The organism is Micromonospora sp. NPDC049230 (genome assembly GCF_040647875.1).
GTDB lineage: Bacteria > Actinomycetota > Actinomycetes > Mycobacteriales > Micromonosporaceae > Micromonospora.
The window spans coordinates 103,900-121,208 of sequence record NZ_JBEZCZ010000011.1; the positions used below are offsets into that span (position 1 = coordinate 103,900).

General features: G+C 71.6%; 23 protein-coding genes. 5 read left to right on the plus strand and 18 right to left on the minus strand.

What is annotated here, in order from left to right; translation table 11 throughout:
* Positions 1 to 46 precede the first annotated feature (46 nt).
* Genes AB0A95_RS12850 through AB0A95_RS12860 form a run of 3 tightly spaced genes read left to right on the plus strand, consistent with a single transcriptional unit; the run spans position 47 to position 858 of the window.
* Positions 47 to 214, plus strand: a complete 168-nt coding sequence (locus tag AB0A95_RS12850) for a hypothetical protein (protein WP_357555840.1) — start codon at positions 47 to 49, stop codon at positions 212 to 214.
* An 18-nt stretch (positions 215 to 232) separates the two neighbouring features.
* A complete protein-coding gene (locus tag AB0A95_RS12855; RefSeq protein WP_357555841.1) occupies positions 233 to 493 on the plus strand; it encodes a hypothetical protein in 261 nt (86 codons plus the stop codon).
* Positions 490 to 858: a hypothetical protein gene (locus AB0A95_RS12860; protein ID WP_357555842.1), complete on the plus strand. Its 369-nt coding sequence runs from the start codon at positions 490 to 492 to the stop codon at positions 856 to 858. Before AB0A95_RS12855 ends, AB0A95_RS12860 begins: the two co-directional genes overlap by 4 nt.
* Before the next feature lie 170 nt (positions 859 to 1,028).
* Here the strand turns inward: AB0A95_RS12860 and AB0A95_RS12865 are convergent, their stop codons facing one another.
* From AB0A95_RS12865 to AB0A95_RS12890, 6 genes are all read right to left on the minus strand, one after another.
* Complete coding sequence (locus AB0A95_RS12865; RefSeq protein WP_357555843.1) at positions 1,029 to 1,301, minus strand: helix-turn-helix domain-containing protein; 273 nt, start codon at positions 1,299 to 1,301, stop codon at positions 1,029 to 1,031.
* Positions 1,302 to 1,333: 32 nt separating this feature from the next.
* Entirely contained in the window at positions 1,334 to 1,705 is a 372-nt protein-coding gene (locus AB0A95_RS12870; protein ID WP_357555844.1) for a type II toxin-antitoxin system RelE/ParE family toxin, read from the minus strand.
* Positions 1,706 to 2,377: 672 nt separating this feature from the next.
* The gene (locus tag AB0A95_RS12875) at positions 2,378 to 2,884 is read right to left on the minus strand and encodes a cupin domain-containing protein (RefSeq protein WP_357555845.1); all 507 of its coding nucleotides are present in this window, start codon (positions 2,882 to 2,884) and stop codon (positions 2,378 to 2,380) included.
* A 141-nt stretch (positions 2,885 to 3,025) separates the two neighbouring features.
* Positions 3,026 to 3,571, minus strand: a complete 546-nt coding sequence (locus tag AB0A95_RS12880; RefSeq protein ID WP_357555846.1) for an SRPBCC family protein — start codon at positions 3,569 to 3,571, stop codon at positions 3,026 to 3,028.
* A 32-nt stretch (positions 3,572 to 3,603) separates the two neighbouring features.
* Entirely contained in the window at positions 3,604 to 4,548 is a 945-nt protein-coding gene (locus AB0A95_RS12885) for an NADP-dependent oxidoreductase (RefSeq protein ID WP_357555847.1), read from the minus strand.
* A 188-nt stretch (positions 4,549 to 4,736) separates the two neighbouring features.
* Positions 4,737 to 5,591, minus strand: a complete 855-nt coding sequence (locus AB0A95_RS12890; protein ID WP_357555848.1) for a helix-turn-helix transcriptional regulator — start codon at positions 5,589 to 5,591, stop codon at positions 4,737 to 4,739.
* A gap of 353 nt (positions 5,592 to 5,944) precedes the next feature.
* Here AB0A95_RS12890 and AB0A95_RS12895 point away from each other — a divergent pair, with 353 nt between their 5' ends.
* On the plus strand, positions 5,945 to 7,027 hold the full coding sequence (locus tag AB0A95_RS12895) for an NAD-dependent epimerase/dehydratase family protein (RefSeq protein ID WP_357555903.1): 1,083 nt from the start codon (positions 5,945 to 5,947) through the stop codon (positions 7,025 to 7,027).
* 10 nt (positions 7,028 to 7,037) lie between these two features.
* On the opposite strand, the gene AB0A95_RS12900 is transcribed toward AB0A95_RS12895, so the two are convergent.
* The 8 genes from AB0A95_RS12900 to AB0A95_RS12935 form a co-directional block, all read right to left on the minus strand.
* Complete coding sequence (locus AB0A95_RS12900; protein WP_357555904.1) at positions 7,038 to 8,237, minus strand: hypothetical protein; 1,200 nt, start codon at positions 8,235 to 8,237, stop codon at positions 7,038 to 7,040.
* Positions 8,238 to 8,305: 68 nt separating this feature from the next.
* Positions 8,306 to 9,055 carry a ZIP family zinc transporter gene (locus AB0A95_RS12905; RefSeq protein ID WP_357555849.1) on the minus strand — a complete coding sequence of 250 codons (750 nt, stop codon included), beginning with the start codon at positions 9,053 to 9,055 and terminating at the stop codon, positions 8,306 to 8,308.
* 54 nt (positions 9,056 to 9,109) lie between these two features.
* Complete coding sequence (locus AB0A95_RS12910; RefSeq protein WP_357555850.1) at positions 9,110 to 10,300, minus strand: GNAT family N-acetyltransferase; 1,191 nt, start codon at positions 10,298 to 10,300, stop codon at positions 9,110 to 9,112.
* 59 nt (positions 10,301 to 10,359) lie between these two features.
* Positions 10,360 to 11,052 (minus strand): ABC transporter permease, encoded by a 693-nt coding sequence (locus tag AB0A95_RS12915; RefSeq protein WP_357555851.1) that lies wholly within the window; start codon positions 11,050 to 11,052, stop codon positions 10,360 to 10,362.
* Complete coding sequence (locus AB0A95_RS12920; protein WP_357555852.1) at positions 11,049 to 11,894, minus strand: ATP-binding cassette domain-containing protein; 846 nt, start codon at positions 11,892 to 11,894, stop codon at positions 11,049 to 11,051. The genes AB0A95_RS12915 and AB0A95_RS12920 overlap by 4 nt, the downstream gene beginning before the upstream one ends.
* Positions 11,891 to 12,229, minus strand: coding sequence for a PadR family transcriptional regulator (locus tag AB0A95_RS12925; protein ID WP_357555853.1), 339 nt, complete (start codon positions 12,227 to 12,229; stop codon positions 11,891 to 11,893). The genes AB0A95_RS12920 and AB0A95_RS12925 overlap by 4 nt, the downstream gene beginning before the upstream one ends.
* A 103-nt stretch (positions 12,230 to 12,332) precedes the next feature.
* A complete protein-coding gene (locus AB0A95_RS12930) occupies positions 12,333 to 13,052 on the minus strand; it encodes a protein phosphatase 2C domain-containing protein (protein WP_357555854.1) in 720 nt (239 codons plus the stop codon).
* 115 nt (positions 13,053 to 13,167) lie between these two features.
* Complete coding sequence (locus AB0A95_RS12935) at positions 13,168 to 13,728, minus strand: XRE family transcriptional regulator (RefSeq protein WP_357555855.1); 561 nt, start codon at positions 13,726 to 13,728, stop codon at positions 13,168 to 13,170.
* A 56-nt stretch (positions 13,729 to 13,784) separates the two neighbouring features.
* On the opposite strand from AB0A95_RS12935, the gene AB0A95_RS12940 reads away from it, so the two are divergent.
* Positions 13,785 to 15,074 (plus strand): benzoate/H(+) symporter BenE family transporter, encoded by a 1,290-nt coding sequence (locus AB0A95_RS12940; protein ID WP_357555856.1) that lies wholly within the window; start codon positions 13,785 to 13,787, stop codon positions 15,072 to 15,074.
* Between the two features lie 70 nt (positions 15,075 to 15,144).
* On the opposite strand, the gene AB0A95_RS12945 is transcribed toward AB0A95_RS12940, so the two are convergent.
* The 4 genes from AB0A95_RS12945 to AB0A95_RS12960 form a co-directional block, all read right to left on the minus strand.
* Positions 15,145 to 15,516, minus strand: a complete 372-nt coding sequence (locus AB0A95_RS12945; protein ID WP_357555857.1) for a hypothetical protein — start codon at positions 15,514 to 15,516, stop codon at positions 15,145 to 15,147.
* A gap of 190 nt (positions 15,517 to 15,706) precedes the next feature.
* Entirely contained in the window at positions 15,707 to 15,958 is a 252-nt protein-coding gene (locus AB0A95_RS12950) for a hypothetical protein (protein ID WP_088951051.1), read from the minus strand.
* Between the two features lie 80 nt (positions 15,959 to 16,038).
* Positions 16,039 to 16,512, minus strand: coding sequence for a large conductance mechanosensitive channel protein MscL (mscL, locus tag AB0A95_RS12955; protein ID WP_357555905.1), 474 nt, complete (start codon positions 16,510 to 16,512; stop codon positions 16,039 to 16,041).
* Between the two features lie 39 nt (positions 16,513 to 16,551).
* Positions 16,552 to 17,208 (minus strand): FCD domain-containing protein, encoded by a 657-nt coding sequence (locus AB0A95_RS12960; RefSeq protein WP_357555858.1) that lies wholly within the window; start codon positions 17,206 to 17,208, stop codon positions 16,552 to 16,554.
* Positions 17,209 to 17,309 lie beyond the last annotated feature (101 nt).

Consider the following 17,309-nt stretch of genomic DNA (forward strand, 5'->3'; position numbering starts at 1 on the left):
TCTTCGCTCCGGGCGTCCGTCCCTAATGGGCGGTGGCGATGCGGCCGTGCCGCCCGAGGTGGAATCGGCGCTGGTCAAGCCGGTCGCGCAACTCGCCAGGACCCCCCGGGTTCGCCGGGTGTACCACGTCGGCGACGAGCAACGGCCCAAGCACCGAGACACCGACCGCAATCTGGCCATGGGCAGCGCGAGCCGTGCCCCCACCAACGGTTAGACCGCACTGGACCGGTCGGTGCAGATCAAGGAGACCAACGAGCGTCGCCGTATCGGCGTCGATCACCAGACGGGTGAGATCGTGATTCTCGACCGGCACCGCCGCATCGAGCCGTCCAACCCTGGCGACGACGTCGTCGAGATCTACCACGGCCATGTCCGCGACTGGGAGGACCACAGCAAAGACGGCCCGAACGACGACATGCGCAACGCCCTCAAGCGTGCCGGACTGGTAGACAAGAAGGGCAGGCCGACCGCGCCGCCGAAGGACGAGACATGAGCACACAGCGCAGCTACTACGAACCAGCTCCGGCGACCCACGACACGGCCACAGCCGCACTCGCAGCGGGCGATATCGACACCCTCACCGACTCGATGGTCGGGCTCGCCTTGCACGATGCGGACTGGCGCTGGTGCCAGGACTTCTACCTACGCCTGCTGGATCACCCGGAGGAGGACGTCCGGGCCACAGCAGCGATCTGCCTCGGCCACCTTGCCCGCATCCATCACCAACTCGACACCGACAAAGTCCTGCCCGCCCTGCGCGCCCGGCTGCGCGACCCGGAGGTCGGCGGCACGGTGGAGGACGCCATCGCCGACATCGAGCAGTTCCTCGCTCTCCCGCCCGGTGCCACGCGAAGATAGACACCCAATCGAAGTTCGCAGCCGCCCACCACACACCACCTCTGAGCGGCGGTAACTCAGATAGGTCAGGGCTGACATGGCGCCGGAAGGGCTACAGGCAGTCGCGGCCTGCCTCACTGCGGGACCAACTGGTACGCCGAGCGCTCGGCACCGCCCTCATGCCCCAGACGTTAACTCAGGGTCACCCGTTCGCCATCGAACTCGGCAACAAACTCGGCCTTGCCGCCAAGGGCAGCGATGTACCGGGCAACCGTGCCGACCTCAGTCTTCGGGAGTTCGCCGCTCTCGATGGCGACGACGCGCGGCTGTGAAACGTTCATGCGGTCGGCAACCTGCTGCTGAGTCAGGCCGCGCTTCTCGCGCATCTCACGCAGCCGCGTCGCGCGTACCTCGCCATGCATGCGCTCCTTGTGCTGCTCAACCTTGGCCTCGTCGAGGTTCATGCGGGAGCGGACATCCCGCCAGCTTCGCGCCATCAGTGCTGTCCCTTCAGCTCTCGCAGATGATCGGCGAACTTCCTGTCGGCTTCGAGAATGCTGGTTTCGTACCAGCCCTTCCAGCTGCCGCTCTTGTCACCCGCCAGCAGCAGGATGGCTTCCCGCTGAGGATCGAAGGCGAACAGGATGCGGATCTCGGTTCCCCCTGCCGAGCCTGGCCGCAACTCCTTCATGTTCTTGTAGTTCGAGCCCTTGACTCGATCAACCAAGGGTCGACCGAGCGCCGGACCCTCAGCGGCGAGCAGATCAATGGCCGCAGCGACCTGGTCAGCGGAGTCGGGGTCAGACTTCGCCAGGTCAAGCAGCCAGTCCTCGACGTCCTCGGTAAGGCCGACCTCCCACCCGCTCACACACCCACTATAGCCCAGAAATAATGCCTGCGTTATCGGAAGTGAGAGCGCGGGCAGAGGGTAGAAGTCGACGTCAGGGACGAGACCTCCCGCTGCCGCCGGTCATCGGTGCCGAGTTCAGCCCCGAGCGCATGGATGGGCACGACCGGCTCGGACCTCCTTGCTGGGCGGTCGCCATAGCCCTCCACCGCCCGAAGGCAAGGAGAAGTGGCCGGCAAGCGGGCAGCACCCGGGACCGGGGGTGCTCCACGGGCGCTCGGATGCTCCGGTACCGGACGGACTCACATCGCGATGGTCGGATTCGCGCCTCCGCCGGTCACTCATCGTGGCGTCACTCCCCATAGACGTGGCGCGGACCAGCCCAGACGCAGCCGGACAACACGGCCGGGATCCGGGCGGCGGAAAACTCCGATGCCCCGAAGTGGTTTTGTCTGCTCCTGCGCACTTTTAATCCTTAGGTTCTGGGTTCGAGTCCCAGGCGGCCCACCAACGGCATGTGAGCTGGGGAAACGCAGGCTTTCCGGTGGCCCGACGTGCTCATGCCGGGCCAGCCTCGACGGTGGATCGGCGAGGGGCCCAGCCGCCCACATGCGGCTCGGACCCCTTCCGCAGTCGGGCCAACGGCTGCTGTTGCCTCGGCTCGATATCGTCAGAGCGCCAGCGGTTGGCTGATCACAGGAACTCGCTGCGGTAGGTCGAGGCCAGCTCGGTAGCGCGGCGGCGGCGTTCGGCGAGTTCGTCCGGGGAGAGCTGCGGCGGCGGTGAGTCCTTGGCCGCGACGACGTCGCCGATGCGGGTGAAGTACTCGTCCTGCCCGGCAGGGGTGCACATGCAGAGCATGTGGGCCTGCGCCCCGGAGATGTTGCGGAAGTTGTGCGGCGCGTTGGCCGGGATGTTGATCGTGGAGCCGGCCCGCACGACGTGCTTCTCGCCGCGGAAGGTGAACTCGATCTCGCCCTCCAGGATCGTGAACATCTCCTCGAAGTCGTGCCGGTGCGGTGGCGGGCCGCCGCCGTCGGGGACGCGCATGTCGATCAGGCAGTACGCGCCGTTGGTCTGCTCGCCGGTGATCAACATGCCGTAGTTGTCCCCCGCCAGGGAGATGTGGGTCGTGTCGGGATCGTCGGGGTCCGCCACGGTCAGCGAGCGGGTGGGATCGTCGTCGGGGATCATCGTCATCGTCTCCTGGACTGTGCGGTGAGTTGGTTCGATCGGCCGGGCGGCGGTGCGCCGATCGGAGGCAGCTCGACAGGGCTGCTCGTTTGATGCTGATGGAAAGCACCGCCACGTCGCGTGCTTTCCGGTGGCTGGCCGGGTCTGCTACAGCTGCGGCTCCTGCGCCTCGATCGCCTGCACGCACCGGTCCAGGGCAGCCGCCATGTAACGGCGCCACAGGGGGGCGAAGGGGCCGGCGAGGATGAGACGCCGGCCGGGGCGCGGCTTGAACTCGTAGGTCCAGCGGATGAGGGTGCCGTCCCCGTCGGGGTTGAAGTTGAACTCGCCCCGCACTCCGGCCGCGAGGCGAGAGAGGACGTTCGTGAACCCGGTCAGCTGGTACGCGAAGATCGAACCCTCCGTGTACTCGGTCAACTGCTCGTCGGCCTGTGACCCGTCCTCGAACTGCGGGTTACGGGTGGGGCCGACGTGATCCCAGGCCTCCGTCTGGTTGGCCACGCCCGTGACACCGGGGAACGGCCCGACCCGGTGGAAGACGCTCGGCAGGTCGATCGGCGCGATCACCCGAAACGCGGTGGCGGGCGCCACCAGGGTGCGTTGCTGGACCGTGATCGAAACCGTGCGGTCGGTCGGGCTGATGAGCAGCGGTATGGCCGGAGTGCCTGACGGGTTCGTGCGGCTGTCGGTCATCGGAGCCGTCCTTGTGCTGGTTGGCAGGCGGGTCAGGCCGTGGGCGCGAGGATGACGGTCTTGCCCGGCAGGTCGCCCGCGCCGGCCCGGGCGTGGAGCGCGGGCAGGTCGGCCAGCGCCACCCGCTGGGTGACCTCGACGCGCAACTCGCCGGTGCTGATCCGAGCGGCCAGGTCGGCGAGTTGGTCGGCGTCGCTGCGGACGAACAGGTCGATGCCCCGCACACCGCGCGCCTCGTCGGAGGGAGCCGGCATCCAGACTGTGGTGTTGACCAGGGTGCCTCCGTCGCGGATCAGCGTGACCAGCGCGGCCAGCTGTTCCGGGGTGACGGGCGCGAGATTGAGTACGAGGTCGACGGGCTCGGTCACCGCCGCGGTCACGTCGGTGGTGGTGTGGTCGATCACCTCGTCGGCGCCGGCAGCCTTGACCCGCTCGGCGCTGCGTGGGCTGGCCGTGGCGATCACGTGGGCGCGAACCTCCTTGGCCAGCTGCACCGCGTACCCGCCGACCGCTCCGCCGGCGCCGTTGATCAGCACCCGCTGACCGGCGGTCAGCTTGCCGTGGTCGAACAGCGCCTGCCACGCGGTCAGACCCACCAGCGGGAATGCCGCCGCGTCGGCCAACGGGATGTTCCTGGGTGCCCCCGTCAGGATCTCCGCCGGCGCGATCACATACTCTGCGGCCGCCCCGGTCCCCGTCATCGGCAGGAAGCCGACGACCCGGTCGCCGACCGCGATGTCGTCCACGCCGTCACCGAGCGCGTCGACGGTGCCGGCGACATCGAGACCGGGAGTGTGCGGCAGCTCCACCGGGATCGGGCCCTGCATGTAGCCCGCGCGGATGTTGCCGTCGACGCCGTTGAACGACGTCGCGGCGACGCGGATCCGGACCTGCCCGGCTCCGGGGGTGGGCTGCTCGACGTCCTCGTAGCGGAGGACCCCAGGACCGCCGAACTCGTGGAAACGCACTGCCTTCATCGCTGAACCTGCCTCTGTGAGTGCCGTCGATGGACTTCGCACTCGAAGCGACTGCGACGCGGAGATGCTCCCTGCGGTCTCTTCGAGTTGCGAAGGCATCCAGCCCCGCCTCACCGGAGCCGCCCGGAGGCAGCCACTGGATCGGCGCTTGCTGGAGACGTCACTTACCTTCGCCGAATCCGGCGCGGTTAGCCTGGGCCGGGTTGGCCCACCTTGATGATGGTCGGGCCCCCGGAGACGCCGACGATCTCGCCGAGACGGGCCGCATCGGCCGAGCCGGGCGCCGCGGTGAGCAGCAGAGCCGCCAGATCGTCGCCGGGGATGGCGAGCAGGCTGCCGACGAGCGTGACGGCGCCGCCGTCCGGATGGATGAACGCGGCACTGCTCTCGTACGCCGCCACCGGTCGTGGCGCACGCCACAGGGTGTCGAACAGGCGGCTTCGGCTCCGCATCTCGTCCACCAGCGTGGCGAGCGACGCGTCGGCGGGGTAGCGCAACAGTGCGCTCTTCAGGCGGGCGGCGAGGATCGACTCATGATCGGTCGCGTCATCCGGGGACTGCTTGAAGCCATTGAACGGATCGCAGAACGTGCGCCACGCGATGTTCCACTCCCAGGGCTGCCCGGTGAGCTCCCAGTGCCCGAGAGCCAGGAACGCGCTGTTCACGGCGACGAGGTTCATCGCCGCGTCGGAGACGAACATCGGAGTGTCAGCGAACCGCTCCAGCAGCCGCATCGCGCCCGGGCCGATCTCGTTCGGCACCTGCCCGTCCGCAGCGGCGTACCCGGCCAGCGCGCAGAGCCGCTCGTACTCCGCCCGCCCGATCCGTAACGCACGGGCGATGGCGTTCACCACCCCGGCGGATGGATGGCTGCGCCCCTGCTCCAACCGGCGTACGTAGTCCGCGGACATCCCCGCCAGCTCGCCGAGCTCCTCCCGCCGCAGCCCCTGCACCCGCCGACGACCGATCGGCAGCCCGACAGCGGCAGGCGGCGTACTCTCCCGCAACTGGCGCACCGCGGCACCGAACTCGTGACGTTCCACAGCCCAATTGTGCCTGGACAGGCCGGACGTGCCCGAGCGGTGTCTACGGGTCGTGCCCTCTCCCATGATCGACTCGGGATTCTGAAAGTCGGACTGTCCCGGCCGCTTGGATGCCCCGACTCTCAGAAAGCCGAGTGGATCAAGCGGCGCTGGCCGCGCCGCGCTGGCCGCGCCGCGCTGGCCGCGCCGCGCTGGCCGCGCCGCGCTGGCCGCGCCGCGCTGGCCGCGCCGCGCTGGCCGCGCGAGCTGCGGGCCGCGCGAGCTGCGGGCCGCGCTGGCCGCGCGAGCTGCGGGCCGCGCTGGCCGTGCGGTGTGGGTGGTTGAGCGGCGGCTGGGCGGGTACGGGGTCGAGCATGCGGATCGTGGTGGTGGGGGCGAGCGGCAATGTCGGTACGGCGGTGCTGCGGCGGCTCCGTCAGGAGCGGGACGTGGAGCTGGCCGGGGTGGTCCGGCGGTTGCCCGCACCGGATGCCGGTGAGCCGTACGACCAGGTTCAGTGGCACTCCTGCGACATCGGGGCGCCGGGCGCGGCGGGGCAGCTCGCCGAGGTGTTCGCGGGTGCGGACGCGGTGGTGCACCTGGCCTGGCAGATCCAGCCCAGCCACGACCAGCGGGTGCTGCGTCGGACAAACGTCGAGGGCAGCCGGGCCGTGTTCGACGCGGTGATTCGGGCCGGTGTGCCGGCGGTGGTGTACGCCTCGTCGGTCGGCACCTACGCCCCCGGTCCGAAGGACCACCCGATCAGCGAGCGGTGGCCGACCACGGGCGTGCCCGGCTCGTCGTACAGCGAGCACAAGGCGGAGGTCGAGGCACTGCTGGACGGGATCGAGCGTGATCACCCGACGCTGCGGGTGGTGCGGATGCGACCCGGGTTGATCTTCCAGCGGGCCGCGGGTGCGGAGATCACCCGCTACTTCCTAGGCCCACTGGCGCCGGTGCGGCTGCTGCGCTTCGGCCGGATCCCGCTGGTGCCGACGAACCGTCGGTTGCGGATGCAGGCGGTGCACGCCGACGACGTGGCCGATGCGTACGCCAGGGCGGTTCTGGGTGATGTGCGTGGTGCTTTCAACGTCGCCGCGGACCCGGTGCTCACCCCGGAGCTGGTGGCTCGGCACTTCCACGGTTGGACGGTGCCGGTCGCCGCGCCGGTGCTGCGGGCGGCGGCGGCGCTGACCTGGCGGGCGCGGCTACAGCCGGTCGACGCGGGCTGGGTGGAGTTGGGCCTGAACGCCCCGCTGATGTCCAGCGAGCGGGCGGAGACCGAGCTGGGTTGGCATCCCAAGATCAGCGCGCTCACCGCGCTCAGGGAACTCTTCGCCGGGATGGCCGACGGCGACCACACGGCAAGCCCACCGATGTCCGGCGCACGGGACCTGCCGGGCCGCCCCGCCGCCCTCCTGCACGCCCGCCCGCCCGGCGAGGGAAACCCCTACTGACTCCCTCCGGTCAGGAGAGCTTGGAGTTGGTCACCGTCGGGTTCTGGGCGCCCAGGAAGAAGATGCCGGGGAAACCTCGGGTCTCGAACTTGCCGCTGGGGTTGCGGCGCAGTGTCGAGCCTTCGATCTTCATCGTGCCGGTGCGGTTGTTGCTGACGAAGAAGACAGCTCCGCCGCCCTCGTTCGCCCCGTTGTTCTCGATGATCGTGCCGGCGATCCGCACGGTGAACTCGTTGCCGTCGCAGTAGATCGCGCCGCCGCTGCCGCCGCCGGGCGTGCCGGACTTGGCCGGGTTGGCACCGCTGCCGATCGCCTCGTTGTGGCTGAGCACGCTGTTCAGCACCACCCAGGAGACGCCGATGCTGCTCAGCGCACCCCCGTTGGAGCAGGAGCCACCCTGGCCGGCCGCCCCGCCGAAGGTGCTGCTCACCACGTACACCGGCTTGTTCTCATACTGGCTGAGCACCCGGATGGCCGCGCCGCCCAGGTCGGGGCCGGTGCTGTCGCAGCGGTTGCGGACGAAGCGCGAGTTGACCACCTTGAGCCGCCCGCCGCGTACGAAGATCGCCCCACCGCCACCACCCTCGGCCCTCTCACCTGTGGAGTTGCCGTCGGCGAAGGTCAGGTTCTGCACGGTGAGCTGCGGGTGGTCCTGGTTCTGGCAGTGCGAGGTGGTGAAGCCCTGCGCCTCGTCGCAGGTGTTCAGGTAGAGGATGCGGCGCTGCCCCTGGCCGCTCAGGGTGACCCGGCCGCCGCCGTCCAGCACGATCTTCGGCCCGTTGGCGTTGCGGACCTTCGCGGTGGCGGTCATCTTGATCGTCACCGGGGCGGGCCCGCAGTTGAACGTGATGACACCGCCGGCCGCGACGGCCTGCACGACCGCCGCGGAGGTGCAGCTCGCCGGGGTGCCGGTGCCGATGGTCCGGGTCGGCTTCGAGGTGTCCACCGCCCGTGCCTCGGCCGGCACGGTGGCCGTGCCGTTCGGGTTGCCGGCCGCGAGCACCTTTCCGGCGGGCTTCGGGCTCGCGCTGGCCCCCGGGCCGCCGAGGCCGTCGCGGGTCTGCGGCGCTTCGGCCTGGGCAGTCGGCGGCGGGGCCACCGGCGAGGCGGACGCGCCGGGCTGGAAGGCCGGTGCCGGGTCGTCGGCCGCGCAGGCGGGCAGGGTCACCGTGGCGACACCGAGGACGAGGAGGGCGGCAACCGACGTCATGCGCACCCCGTGATGCTAGTGGGCGTTCCGGAGGTGCGGGCCAGCCTGCGGCGGAGCCGGGCGGGCGCTCAGGCGTGGGAGAGGGCGAAGGCGGTCAGGAAGCCGGCGACAGTGATGAGACCGACGAGCAGATGGGCGTTCTCGAACGCCTCCGGGACCATGGTGTCGGTGATCATGGCGAGGATCGCCCCGGCGGCCAGCGCCGTGATTCCGGCCAGCACCTCCGGCGGCGCCCCACCCAGCACCGTGTTGCCGAGCAGCGCGGACGCCCCACTGACCAGTGTGATCCCGATCCAGAGCAGGAAGACGTACCGCCGGGACCGGCCGGCCTGACGCATGCCGGCCGCACTGGACAGGCCCTCCGGAACGTTGCTGAGGAAGACCGCCGCCACCGTGACCAGGCTGACCGTGCCGCCGCCGAGCAGGCTCACGCCGATCACCACGGATTCCGGTACGCCGTCCAGCAGCGCACCCACCGCGATCGCCGACCCCGAGCCGGGCTGCTCACCCTCGGAGGGCTGCTGGTCGCCGGAGCGCTTCCGATGCCGCGCGCCGCGTCGGGCGAGGGCCACGTTGGCCAGGGTGTAGACGACCGCACCGCCGCCCGCGCCGAGCACCGTGGGCAGCAGCCCGCCCAGCGCGTGCGCCTCGGCGATCAACTCGAACGACACGGCGGAGAGCAGCACGCCCGCCCCGAACGCCATGATCGACGCGATGACGCGTTGCGGCACCCGGGCGAACCAACCGACCGCCGCCCCGACCAGCAGGGCCGACCCGGCCAGCAGCCCCCACCCACCCGCCTGTAACCACTCCGGCATTCGCGGGACCCTACCCACGGCCGCCGGGACGACAAACCCGGTCGTGAGGAAGGCTCAGAAGTCGGAGAAGACGTACGGCACCCGGCGGGGAAAGATGTCCCGTAACTGCGCGGCGGCGTCCACCGGCACCTCGCCCAACCCCCGCAGGGGCAGCTCGGCCGGATCCAGCACCCCGTACGCCAGGGCGGAGAGCCCGGCCGCGGTGAGGGTGGCGGTCGGCGCGCGGCCGGCGGTGTCGGTGACCAACTCCAGCGCGCCGGTCGTGCCGTCCAGCAGGTGGGTGCCGGCCAGCCAGCGGTCCCCGGTCAGCTCGATGCGCACCCGACCCGGGCCGGCTGGCAGCCCGCGCAACGCGTCAAGCGACAACAGCCGGGCCATCGGGGCGGACGTACCCGGCACGGCGATGCGTGCCTCGACGTGCACGTCCAGGTCGGTCAGCCACAGCTCCGGCAGCTCGTCCGGCGGGACCTGGACGGTGATCCGGTCGACCTGGTCGACGTGCCGGGCGAAGAACTGCAACAGCAACGCCCGCGCGAGCGGATCGGCGACCAGCAACTCGTTGCCGTGCAGCGTGCCGCCGTGCTCGTCGATCCGGTAGGTCACCGCGCCGGTAACCTCGCCGTCGACGCGGGCGGTGAGCAGCCAGTACTCGTCCCGCTCCCGCATCCCGTCCGCCCGGTAGTCCGGAAAGAGCGCGAAGCCGTGCCGCTGCGTCAGGCAGCGCTCGGTGAACGCGCGCCACGCCGGATAGCCGGTGCCGATGCGCTCCCAGCCGACCTCGCCGGGCAGCTCCGTGCGCAGCAGCGAGCTTAGGTGGGCCGGTGCGAAGGTGACCCGGCGCGGCCTGGGCAGCCCGGCGTAGCCGAACCGGGCGTAGAAGCTGGGCCGGAACGGGTAGAGCGCGCTGACCGGGTGCCCCTCGTCGCGTACCTCGTCGAGGAGTTGGTGCAGCAGCGTCCGGACGTGCCCCTGCCGGCGGGCCAGCGGGTGGGTGGCGACGCCTGCGACACCCGCCATCGGCAGCACCGTCCCGCGCAGGTTCTGCCGCATCGGAATGGACGAGGCGGCGGCCAGCGTGACGCCGTCCTCCTCGGCGATCAGCGTCCGGTTGCCCTCCTGGTAGGGCAGGTAGTCGCGGAACTCGTCGATCCGTGCGGCACCGAGTGGCGAGGACTCGAAGGCGTACGCGGCCAGCGGGAAGCTGGTGGTGAGACGCTCGTCGGCGGTCACCCGGCGGATGGTCATCCGCCCATCTCAACCCGCCGTGCTGGCCGGAGCAACCGGATTGGCGGTATCCGCGCCGGTCATCCCACCGGCAGGTGTCGCAGGTGCCGGCGGCGGCGCAGGCGGACGCTGACCACGGCGGCCACACCCACGACCAGCAAAGCGGTGACGGCGAGCCCGTGCAGCACGCCACGGGAGAGGTAGCCCTGGTCGGTGTGGTCCACCGCCCAGGTGGCGATCTCCCGGGTCGACCAGAATGGCGTCAACTTCGCCCCGGACCCGGCCGGGTCGATCAACATCTGCACCGTCACCACGGTGAGCAGCAGCAGCGTTCCCTCCATCTCGCGGGGCAGCAGCGCGCCGATCAGCATCCCGAACGGCGCCGCCACCGCGACCGAGCAGAGCAGCGCGGCGGCCAGACCGCCGTACCGCAGGTCCGCACCGTCGATCATGGGGAGCAGGAAGAACGGCACGGCGATGACCAGCCCCACCGTCCACAGGCCCAGCACCCGGCCGAGGTAGAGGTGATGGGGCCGGTAGCCGGCCAGCCGCAGCCTCGGCTCCAGCTCCCGGGCCGCGGTGGTGGCGAACAGCGCGGCGGTGCTCACCGCCCAACCCACACCCAGCAGCAGCGACCGGACCGACTGCCCGAGGTAGGCGTCCCGCCGGATCAGGTAGAAGGTCAACGGCATCGACAACAACAGCAGGAGTACGCCCCGACGCCGCAGCAACTCCCGCACTGTCATCTCGGCGACGACGACGAGCCGGTTCACCGATGGCCTCCCTGGGCCCCTGGCGCGTGCCACCCGGTCACAGGTGCCGGGGTCAGATCGAGCACGATGTCCACCCGGTCGAGTTGGGTGAGCAGATGGGTCACCACGACGACGGCCGTGCCGGCGTCCCGCAACCGACCGAGCTGGTCCCAGAAGTTGACGTACGTGCCCTGGTCGAAGCCCTGGTACGGCTCGTCGAGCAGCAGCACGTCCGGGGCGCTGAGTGTGGACATGGTCAGGTTGAGCTTCTGCCGGGTGCCGCCGGACAGGTGTCGGGCCTGCACGTCCCCGTCCGCCTCCCAACCGAGCTGACGAGCCGCCGCCCGACCGGCCCGGCGCGCCGGCCCTCGGGCCACGCCCTGGCCGGCGCCGACGAGCACGAAATGCTCGTCGGCGAGCAGGAAGTCGGCGGTGCCGCCGGACTGTGGGCAGTAGCCGAGCCGCCCGGAGACGGTCACCGCACCGGCGTCGGGTGACATCAGCCCGGCGCAGATCCGCAGGAAGGTGCTCTTGCCGCAGCCGTTCGCGCCGACGACGGCGGCGATCTGTCCGGCCCGGACGGTGAGCGTGGCGTCGCGCAGCACCGTCCGCCGCCCGTACCGCTTGGTGATGCCCGCCGCGTGCAACCGGACCGGCCCGGGACGCGGTCCCGGCGCGGTGCCGATGCTCTCCACCACCGCGACCGCGTACTGCTGGGGTGGGCCGAAGACGACCCAGGGGTCGCCGCCCCCCTCGCGCAGGTGGGTGGCGGCCTCGGCGACCACGTGCCGGGCGGCGTCCGCCCCGACCCGGCGCTGGTGCAGCTCGGCGGTGAGCGTTCGCAGCCAATCGTCGGCGTTCACCGGGTGACCCCCTTCGTGACGATGTCGTTCACCGGCCGGACGAAGGCGAGCCAGGCGTTGCCGCCCGCGCGGAGTGCCGCGTACCCGTCGTCGGTGAGCCGGTAGTACTTGCGGGCCGGCCCGGCGCTGCCCTCCCGCCACTGCGCGGTCACCAGGCCGGTCTTCTGTAGGCGCAGCAGGACGGGATAGAGCGTGCCGCCCTGGATGGGCCCCACGCCCGTCGCGTCGAGTGCCTGGGCGATCTGGTAGCCGTAGGACTCGCGCTCGGCCAGCAGGGCCAGGACACAGATGTCGAGCACCCCGCGCAGCCACTGTCCGCGCCGGTCGGAATCCACGCGTCGGACAGTAGCGGCGTAAGCTAGATGGCACAACTATCTAGTGGGCGGCCGAGCCCGGAACGACCGGTCCCGACGAACCGCCGAGCGGGATCCGGCGAGGTCAGCGGGCGACGACGTCGGAGACGACGACTGTGACGTTGTCCGGTGCGCCGGCGTGGTGGGCGAGCTTCACCAACTGCTCGCCGCACTGCTGGCGATCGGCGTACATGCCGAGCGCCGCCGCGATGGCGTCGTCCTCGACGTAGTCGGAGAGCCCGTCGCTGCACAGCAGCAGCCGGTCGCCGGGGACCACGGTGAGCACACCGACCGCCGGTGGGGTGTCCGCGCCCTGCACCGCCCGGGTCACCAGGGACCGCTGCGGATGGTGGCGGGCCTGCTCCGGGGAGAGGGTGCCCTGGTCGACAAGTGCCTGGACGAACGTGTCATCCCGGGTGAGCTGGGTCAGCTCCCCGTCGCGCAACAGATAGCAGCGGGAGTCGCCGACCTGGGCCAGGACCAGCGTCTCGCCGGCCAACAGCGCCGCGGTGAGCGTGGTGCCCATCCCGTCGCGGCTCGGGTCGACAGTGATGGCGGCGTGGATGCGCTGGTTGGCGGTGCTGACCACGGCACGCAGGGCGTCCGCGGCGCCGTCGGGCTCGGTGGGCGGGGCCAACTCGTCCAGGATCCGGATCACGATCTCGCTCGCCACCTCGCCCGCGGGCAGCCCGCCCATGCCGTCGGCGACGGCGATCAGGCGGTCACCGGCGAGGGCGGAGTCCTCGTTGTTGGTGCGGACCAGGCCGATGTCGTTGAGGATGACCGAGCGGAGGATCAGCGTCATGGGGTCAAGCTTGCCAAGAACACCCCGCCTTCGTCTCTACGCCTCCTGCGTGCGTCGAGAAATGATTGCGATTTTCGTCGACGGACCCCACGGTGCGTGACCGATCGGCCGGACCTCAGCGGCGCGGGTAGCGCAGTAACAGGCTGGCGGCGACCTCCTCGTCACCCACCGCCGCGTAGCTGTGCGGCACGTCGGACACCCAGCGGAGGTGACCGCCGGCCGGCGCGGTCAGCGGTGCGTCGGCCGGGCCGGCGCGCAGCACCCCGGCGAAGACGGTGATGTGCTCGGTGACGCCCGGCTGGTGGGCGGGGGAGAGCTGTACCGGGCCGGGCGCGACCCGCATCCGGTACAGCTCGTAGGTCGCGTCGGTGTCGGTGAACACCTCCAGCAGGGTGGCGGTGACCGCGGTGCCGTGCGCGGTGGGCCCGGCGGTCGGCTCGGCCAGCAGGGCGGTGAACGGTACGCCGAGTTGCGCGGTGACCGCCCAGAGCGTCTCCAGGGTCGGGTTGCGGGTGCCGTGCTCCAGCCCGGAGAGGGTGGCCTTTCCGACGCCGGCGAGCCGGGCCAGTGTGGACAGCGACATCCCCCGCTCCTCACGCAGGGCACGGACTCGACGGCCGACGACGGTGGGATCCACGTCGAGGCCGGGGCGGCGGGCTGGTGGTGACTGCGGCACCCGGCTATCGTGCTACACACTGTCGTTCCGTAAACGGAACGCTTGGGGAGGGTGGTATGGCCGGACGCGTCCAACCGGTGTTGGCCGGCGTGGTGACCGCCCTGGTGGGCTTCGCCAGCTCGTTCACCGTCGTGCTGGCGGGGCTCCGGGCGGCCGGTGCGTCGGACGCGCAGGCCGCCTCCGGCCTGCTCGCCCTCTGCGTGGCGTGCGGCCTCGCCGCCGCCTGGCTGGGCTGGCGGCACCGGATACCGATGAGCGTGGCCTGGTCCACGCCGGGCGCGGCGCTGTTGGTGGCCACCGGAGCGCCGCCGGGCGGTTGGCCGGTCGCGGTGGGCGCCTTCCTCGTCTCCGGTGTGCTGATCGTGGCGGCCGGACTGTTTCCGCCACTCGGGCGTGCGGTGGCCGCCATCCCCAAGCCGGTGGCCGGCGCGATGCTCGCCGGGGTGCTGCTCCCGCTCTGCACCGCCCCGGTCCGCGCGCTCGTGGAGCTGCCCGCCGTGGCCGGGCCGGTGGTGGCCGGCTGGCTGCTGCTGCACCGCTTCGCCCGCCGCTGGGCGGTGCCCGGCGCGTTGCTGGTGGCGGTGGTCGCGATCGCGCTGACCGCGCCGCCGACCGGCCTGACCGGTGCCACGCTGGCCCCGTCGATCGTCCTCACCGCGCCGGCCTGGGAAGCATCCGCCCTGGTCGGCCTCGCCCTCCCGCTGTTCCTGGTCACCATGGCCGCACAGAACGTGCCAGGCATGGCGGTGCTGGCCGGCTACGGCTACCGGCCGCCGTTCGGCGCCGCGCTGCGGGCCACCGGCCTGGCCAGCCTGCTCGCCGCCCCGGCCGGCGGGCACGCGGTGAACCTCGCGGCGATCACCGCCGCGTTGGCCGCCGGCCCGGACGCCCATCCGGACCCGGACCGCCGCTGGGTCGCCTCGGTCACGGCCGGTGCCGGGCTGGCCCTGCTCGGCCTGGGTGCCGGCGTGGCCACCGCACTCGTCGCGGTCGCCCCGCCGATCCTCATCGAGGCGGTCGCCGGGCTGGCCCTACTGGGCGCCCTCGCCACCGCGCTCGCTGCGGCGGTGACCGACCCGGCCACCCGGGAGGCCGCCGTTGTCACCTTCGTGGTGACCGCCTCCGGGGTGACCCTGGTCGGCGTGGGCGGGGCGTTCTGGGGCCTGATCGCGGGCTGCCTGATGCTGCTGCTCTTCCACCGACGCCCGGCCGCCGCACCTGCCGCGTCCGGCGACGCGCCGACCGCCGCACCGGCCGCACCGACCGCCGCACCGGCCGCGCCGACCGCCGCACCGGCCGCACCGACCGCCGCACCGGCCGACGGGCCAAGATCCACTCGGGTTTAAGGAAATCGGGGCTTCCGGTGCCTTGGGATAGCCCGACTTTCCTGAAGTCGAGTGGATCTCGGGGCTGGGGCTACTCCTCGGGTGGCAGGTCCGCCACGCCAACGGCGAGGAGGACGCGGCCGTCGGCCACCGACCCGATCCGGTCGGCCGGCACGTACACCGCGCCCGTGCGGGTCAGCTCGGTCGAGACCTTCAGGTAGCCGCTGTGCAGCAGCCGCGCCGCCAGGTCGGCCGGAACGTCCGGCTCCTCGACCGCGGTCGCCTCGATCAACTCGTTCAGGCTGCTGCCCGGATCGGCGGTCGGTGCCTGGACGGTCACCGCGTTCGGATCGGCCCGCTGGACCAGGTCCACCGTGCCGACCTCGGTGCCGGTCGAGTCGATCACCGGCATCCCGGTGGTGATCCGTGAGATGGTCGTCTGCTGCTCGCCCTGCTGGTCCATCCCAGAGCGGTTCCCGGGGCCGCGCGCAGCTAAACGCCGCCGGCGGTCCGGCAGTCCGGTGGCGGCAGGTCCAGGAGACGATGGAGCCCGAGAAGGTGATGACTCTGAGGCATATTGATGCCACTGCGTCATCACCGACGAGAGCGCCACCCTCTCCGGGGCCGGAGTGACGGTGGACGGCGGTGACCGTTCAGCTGTTCGGGAGGGTCCAGCTGCCCGGCGGTCGGGGGGACAGCTCCCGCCAGGTGTCCGGGCCGTCGAGGAGCGCCCGGACAGTGTCCTCGGCCTCGTCCGCACTGCCGTACTCGTAGAACCGGGAGATGCCCTCGGCCCCGCCGGCCCGCTGCTCGACGTGCCACCGGTCGGCGTCCACCCGCAGGAAGACGTCCCGTCGGGCCAGTCGCCCCCACTTCCCGTTCCACCAGTGCTTCCGCTGCTCCATGGCGGGACTCTATCGAACAAACGTACGAGAAGATGCGACCCCTGCGGGAATCCCGCAGGGGCCGATGTGCATCCGTTCGGTCAGCGCTGCGTCGGCGGCTCGGGACGGCGGCCCAGCACGTCGTCAAGTGCCCCGCGCTGCTGGCCGGGGGTGGCGTGGCCGGCGGAGACCAGGGCGTCCCGGATCTCGGTGAGCAGCTTGACCTCCTCGCTCGGCGCCGAGGGCGGCGGCTCCTCGCCGCGCTTGCGCCGCTCGGCCAGCCGGTTCATCGGGTAGACGACCAGGAAGTAGAGCGCCGCCGCGGTCAGCAGGAAGGTGATCACCGCGTTGACGAAGGCGATCCAGTCGAATGGGATGCCGCGGAACTCTGGTGCCGTGCCGGCCAGGCCCTTGTCGCTGCCGGTGATGAGCAGCACGATGACCCGGATCAGTGGTTCGAGGAACGACTTGGTGAGCTGGGTGACCACGCCCGTGAACGCGGCGCCGATGACGACACCGACCGCCAGGTCGACGACGTTGCCGCGCATGATGAAGTCTTTGAAGCCCTTGAGCATCCGTACTCCCGAGGTGTCCGCTTTTCTGTCCGGCACAACCTATGCCCCGCCGGTGGGCTCCAGAAAAGCGCCGGCTTCGCTCGCCGCCCGGCCCGGATCGCCGGCCCGGATCGCCTCGACCAGCCGGGTGTGGTCGACGTAGCGCTCGGGCGTGAGCGCGCCCCCCATCGCCTGGGCGACAGTGCTGCGCAGGGCGGTGCCGACCGAGGCGTACAGCTCGGCGAGCATGGCGTTGTGCGCGGCGGCGACCACCGCGACGTGCAGCGCCGCGTCGGCCTCGACGAACGCGTCGACCCGGCTGCCGTGCCAGGCGGCCTCGCGTTCGGCGAGCAGGCCGTCGAGCGCCGCCAGGTCCTCCGGTGTACGCCGCAGCGCGGCGAGCCGGGCGGCCTCCACCTCGAAGGCACGCCGCACCTCGATGACCTCGGTCATCCGGTCGTCGCCGAGTCGGCGGGCGACCACCGGCGCCAGCTCGTCGGTGGACACCACGTAGGTGCCGGAGCCCTGCCGGCACTCCAGCACCCCGGCGTGCACCAGGGCGCGGACCGCCTCGCGGACCGTGTTGCGCCCCACGCCCAGCGCGGCGACCAGCTGTGGCTCGGTGGGGATGCGCCCGCCGACGGGCCACTCGCCGCCGAGGATGCGGGCGCGGAGCTGCTCGATGGTCTGCCGGACCCGGTGGCCGCGGGGCGGCACGGCGGGCTGGCCGCGGGGCGGCGTCTGCGGTGCGGAGGGGGAATTGCCAGATCGTGGCACTGGTTACAACACCGGCCCATAATTCATCCCATGATTGTAGG